The following is a 5,257-nucleotide window of genomic DNA, read 5'->3' as shown; positions in this document are numbered from 1 at the left end:
GCCAGCCCGGACAGAACCGGGCAATACCTCCGACCGAAACCACCTGCGGCAGCCTAAATCGGTATCGAACGCCCTCTGACGGCGGGGCACGCCCGACGGGCGAGCGCCGTGCCCCGCCGACACCGGAGCCTGCCGGACGCTGCTACAGCGCCGCGGTCTTCGCCCGGTGAGCAGCAATCAGGTCGCGGTACCAGGCGTACGACGCCTTCGGCGTGCGGCGCTGAGTCGTGAAGTCGACGTGGACCAGGCCGAAGCGCTGGCTGTAGCCCTCGGCCCATTCGAAGTTGTCGAGCAGGGACCAGGTGCAGTAGCCGCGGACGTCGATGCCGTCGGCGGCGGCGCGGGCCAGGGCGTCGAGGTGGCCGGCGAGGTAGTCGATGCGGAAGGTGTCGTCGAGGGTGTCGTCGGTGGAGCAGCCGCTCTCGGTGACGGTGATCGGGGGCAGGGCGGCGCCGTAGCGGTCGCGGAGGGTCAGCAGGAGTTCGCGCAGGCCGTCCGGGACCACGGGCCAGCCGAAGTGGGTGCGGGGGACGCCGTCGATGGGGGCCTCGGCGAACGGGAGTCCCGGGTCGGTGGGGGCCGCGATGCGGGTGGGGTTGTAGTAGTTGACGCCCAGTCCGTCGAGGCCGGGGGCGGCCATCAGCGCGAGATCGCCGTCCCGGACGGAACCGTGCAGGTCCTCCCCCACCCCGTACGCGGACAGGTCGGGGTAGCGGCCGAGCAGCAGCGGGTCCGTGAACAGCCGGTTGTGCAGGGCGTCGTAGGCGTCGGCGGCGGCCCGGTCCTCGGCGGAGTCGCTCGCGGGCCGGACGGGCGTCAGGTTGTTGGCGATCAGGACGTCGAGGCCTCGGGAGCGCAGCTCGGCGGCGGCCAGGCCGTGGGCGAGCAGCTGGTGGTGGGCGGCCGGGAGTGCATCGAGCATCATGCCGTGGCCGGGCGCGTGGATGCCCAGGGCGTAGCCGTAGACCATGTGCACGAAGGGCTCGTTGAGGGTGATCCAGGCGGGGACGCGGTCGCCGAGCCGGTCGGCCGCCACGGACGCGTACTCGGCGAAACGGAAAGCGGTTTCCCGGTGCATCCAGCCGCCCTCGTCCTCCAGTGCCTGCGGCAGGTCCCAGTGGAACAGGGTGGGCAGCGGCGTGATGCCGGCCGCGAGGAGCCCGTCGACCAGCCGGTCGTAGAAGTCGAGCCCGGCAGCGTTGACGGGGCCCCGGCCGGTGGGCTGGACGCGCGTCCAAGCGAGCGAGAACCGGTAGGTGTCGAGCCCGAGTCCGCGCATCAACTCCACGTCCTCGGGCCAACGGTGGTAGTGGTCGCAGGCCTCCCGCCCGCTGTCGCCGTTCTTCACCGCACCCGGCCGCTCGCAGAAGGTGTCCCAGACCGACGGGCCCCGGCCGCCCTCGTCGACCGCCCCCTCGATCTGGTACGCGGCAGTGGAGGCGCCCCAGCGGAAGCCGGCGGGGAGGTTGTAACGGTCCGTCATGGGGGTCCTTCCACACAACACGAGTCACAAAATGCGAGCAGTGCTCATGTTAGGAAGGCGGAGAGTGCGGGTCCAGAGGAAGGGACGCCCGATCCAGCAACCCGCCAACCACCCCAGCACCGCCAACGCCTCGCACGGACCCGACTTCGATCGGAGCGCCCGGCCACAGACCCCTCACTGCGGGTCCGCTCCGTCCTCGGTTCGGGCCCACGCCGTGCGTCGGCGGAACTCGACCTCCTGGGCAAGGCGGCGCAGCACGGCCAGAACGGGTTCGAGGAGCAGGACGACGATGGCTGCGTGTTCGGCGAGCCGGAGGCGGTCCTCGATGCGTTCGAGCCGGTCGAGGTCCAATCGGGCTGCGGCGGCGGCGAGTTCGGCGTGGGGCAGCAGTTCCTCCGTGCCGCACTCCATGCCGAGGCGGTTGAGGTCCATCAGGCTGGCGGCGAGCGCTCTGCGGTGCAGCGAGTCCTCGGAGACGACCTGCGGCACCTGCTCGTCGACCGCGTCGGCCCCGGCGGCGTCGTCGCCCGTAGTGGGCCGGGCGTGGTGGACGACGCGGAGCGTGTCCAGCGGTTCGAGCGGCTGATCGATCGCAGTGAGAACGTCGCGGGTGGCGGTGATGGACAGGCCGCCGCGGGCGGTCTACTTCGACGCCCAGGCCGAGGCCGGGCTCGGACGGGCCTGGACCATGGTCGGCATCGGCTTCGCCGCCTCCCTCCTCCCCGGCCTTGCCACCACCCGCCGCACCGCGCCCCACGCACCCGCACCGCGACCCGCCCCGATCGGCTGACAGGCAGGAAGTGCCTTGGGTCTCATCGGTCGCGGTGATCGATTCGAGTCCCGTCCGGGCACGTGCGAGGGCGGCCACCTACGGCTTCGGTGGCCGCCCTCGCAGCGGGTCCGGACGGGGTTGTCAGTGCCGGTGGCGCCGACGGCGGGAGGCCGCCAGGAAGAGCGCTCCGCCGAGGCCGAGGACCGTGGCGATGCCCCCGGTCAGAGCGACCTGACTGCCCGTGTCGGCCAGACCTTCGCCGGTCGGGTGGCCCGGCTTGCCGCCGTGCCCCGGGCCGTGGCTGCCGCTCCCGGTCGGGGCAGGGGAGGTCGGGCCGGGGCTCGGCGAAGTGGTCGGGGTGTTCACGGTGACGGTGGCCGTGCACTCGGCGGCGGTGGAACCGGCCGGACAGTTGCCGCCCGCCTGGTCGGCCACGACCGTGTTGCGCAGCGTGTGGTCCCCGGTGGCCGGGTCGTTGACCTCCACCGTGTAGGTCACCCGGGCACTGGCGCCGACCGGCAGGTCGCCGGTCCAGCTGAGCACCGGCCGGGCGTAGGACGGCGTGCCCGTGGTGGCGGTGGCGTCGTCGTTGTACGTGGCGTCGTCGAGGACGGCGCTCAGGTCGTCGGTGACGGTCAGTTGGGTGAGCGGCGTGTTGCCGGTGTTGGTGATGTCCACCTGGTACTCGACGGTGTCACCGGGGAGGGCCTGGGCCTTGTCGGCGCTCTTGGCGAGCCGGTAGCCGGCGTGCTCGGCGACGGTGTTGCGCACGGTGTTGCTGGTGCGCTGCTGCTCGCGGTCGGTCTGGATACCGCGGTAGGAGAGCGAGGCGGTGTCGTCGAGCTTGGTGCCCGGTGCGAGCCCGGCGTCGACCCTGGCCCGGAAGGAGACGGTGGCCTCGGCGCCCGGAGCGAGGTCGGCGGCGGTGCAGGTGACCTGCTGCCCGAAGGCGGTGCAGCCGGCGCCGGAGCCGTCGACGTAGGTGGTGCCGGCGGGCAGCACGTCGGTCAGGGTGACGTCGGTGGCGGTGTCCAGGCCGGCGGTGCCGCCGTCACTGTGTCGATTGGCGAGGGTGAAGGTGTAGGTGATCTCGGCCCCGGGGTCGACGGTGCCGGGCGGGGTGTCCGTGGTGGAGCCGGCCGGGTTGTTGGCCTTGGTGATCTGCAGATCCGGTTCGAGGGCGTCGATGGCGAGCCAGACGGCCTGGGGTTCGAGCGCGTCGCCCGCTCCGTTGATCCGCAGCACGGCCTGGGTGCTGCCGGCGGGGATCTTGCCGGTGACGTCGATCATCCGGGCGTCGTAGCCGTAGTTGTTCACCGGCGCGGGATCGCGGGTGGTGATGTTGGTGCCGGTCCCGTCCGCGGCGACGTGGTCGATCCGGCTGGTGAAGGCGTTGTCGGTGGTGACGCCGCCGGCCGGGTCGGGCATCGGCAGCAGCGTCAGGTCGTCGACCGAGGAGCCGACCAGCAACTGGTCGCCCGCGATCGGCGCGTCGCCGTCGCCGACGGTGACGCCCATGGTGGCCGGCGGGGCGGTGGCGGGCGTGCGGATGCCGGCGAGGGTGATCGTCGCGAGGTTGTTGGGGTCGCGCAACAGTTGGAAGCCGTCCCAGACCTGGAGGTAGCGCAGCGGCTCCGCCTGGTCCTCGTAGGCGACCACCAGCGACCAGCCGCCCCAGCAGCCCACGTTGTTGCCGCCGAAGTTCTGCGCGGAGGAACGTCCGGCGCACGCCTGGATGTCAGCGACGGTGTAGCTGCCCGCACCGGCGGCCTTCACCTCGGCGGTGACGTCCTTCACGCCCGCCCCGGCCAGCAGCGGCTCCGGCGGGGTGCCGCCGACCTGCTGGTCGAACCAGTCGTAGGTGTCGGCGGTGAGCTGCTCGTAGGAGGAACCGCCCGGGACCTTCCAGAACACGTGGTTGCCGGTGTTGATGTCCCCGGAACTGCCGCCCATGGTGCTGGTGTTGGTCGGGTTGAACTGCCAGTACAGCCGGGCCGACAACACCTGGGCACCGGCCGGGATCACCAGCTGCGCGGAGGACGCGTTGTTCCCGGGCGCGTTCGGGTCGATCTTGACGTACTTGGTGCGGTTGTTGTTGGAGCCCTCGGTGTCGTTGCAGACCGAGCCGTCACTGTCGTCGCAGGTCAGCACCGAGTTCGACGCCATCGTGAGGTTGCCGCGCGCCAGCAGGTCCACCACCGGATCCGGACCGATCGGCCGCTGCGTCCCGAGACCGCGAACCGCCGTGCCGGTCGTGTCCGCCGGTGCCTGGACCTTGTCCAAGGAGGAGGCAGACGACGGGGCGGCAAGCGGTGCGGAGGGGGCGAGCGCGAGCGCCGAGGCGGCGACGGCACCGATCACCGCGCGACCGGGCAGGCGGCGGACCCGGTTTCCGAATGCCAGGCGTTTCCCGCGCGTGGCGGGTGGCGTGCGGTCTCTCACGGAGGCTCCAGGAGATCTTCGAGGGTACGGGAGGGTGAGGGGACCTTCCAGGTCGGAATCATGACGTTCTGTCACTGTTCGACCAGGTCGAGTAGGGACACACTCCCTCATCTCCTGCTCCTGAACGTTCGTCACCTCGCGGTGCCGGGCGGGAAATTACCTTGTTGGCCGCATCGCACCCCCTAGCATCAACATGTCGACATGGGTGGCGGATGTTCCAGGGCGCCAGGACCGGCGGACGGCCCCCTCGGCACCGATGACGAGCGCCCCGCGCCCCGGCGAGGCGAAGAAGCCGGGCCGCCAGGTCCGGAACGTCGATGACGCGGCCCGTGACCGCCAGGCGGTTCGAGCCGGCCGCCCAGGGCGAGCCGGCCGAGCCGGCGGCCACGAGGAGCTCGGCGCCCGCCTACTGACGACGAGTCAACCCGTCCCGACGGAGACCGGCCCGCCGAACCGGATCCGGGGGCCGGGCGCCGGCAGGTCGGCCGTTCCGCCAGGCCGCCAAGGCTCACCCCATGGGCAGGTAAACACTAGGCCCTGTCTCGTAATTGATCTTGGCG

Annotated in this window: 4 protein-coding genes; 1 reads left to right on the top strand and 3 read right to left on the bottom strand. The window is 71.8% G+C overall.

What is annotated here, in order from left to right; genetic code table 11:
- Nucleotides 1-142: 142 nt before the first annotated feature.
- Nucleotides 143-1,483 (bottom strand): GH1 family beta-glucosidase, encoded by a 1,341-nt coding sequence (locus IEZ12_RS37030; RefSeq protein ID WP_189278792.1) that lies wholly within the window; start codon nucleotides 1,481-1,483, stop codon nucleotides 143-145.
- 174 nt (nucleotides 1,484-1,657) lie between these two features.
- Nucleotides 1,658-1,972, bottom strand: coding sequence for a hypothetical protein (locus tag IEZ12_RS37025; protein ID WP_189278790.1), 315 nt, complete (start codon nucleotides 1,970-1,972; stop codon nucleotides 1,658-1,660).
- Between the two features lie 130 nt (nucleotides 1,973-2,102).
- On the opposite strand from IEZ12_RS37025, the gene IEZ12_RS37020 reads away from it, so the two are divergent.
- Nucleotides 2,103-2,273 carry a hypothetical protein gene (locus tag IEZ12_RS37020; protein WP_189278788.1) on the top strand — a complete coding sequence of 57 codons (171 nt, stop codon included), beginning with the start codon at nucleotides 2,103-2,105 and terminating at the stop codon, nucleotides 2,271-2,273.
- 123 nt (nucleotides 2,274-2,396) lie between these two features.
- On the opposite strand, the gene IEZ12_RS37015 is transcribed toward IEZ12_RS37020, so the two are convergent.
- Nucleotides 2,397-4,451: a DUF7927 domain-containing protein gene (locus IEZ12_RS37015; RefSeq protein ID WP_189278786.1), complete on the bottom strand. Its 2,055-nt coding sequence runs from the start codon at nucleotides 4,449-4,451 to the stop codon at nucleotides 2,397-2,399.
- Nucleotides 4,452-5,257 lie beyond the last annotated feature (806 nt).

Source organism: Kitasatospora griseola (assembly GCF_014648555.1).
Taxonomy (GTDB): Bacteria; Actinomycetota; Actinomycetes; order Streptomycetales; family Streptomycetaceae; genus Kitasatospora; species Kitasatospora griseola.
The sequence above is the reverse complement of the archived record's forward strand: the minus strand, read 5'-3'. Positions and strand labels throughout refer to the sequence as shown.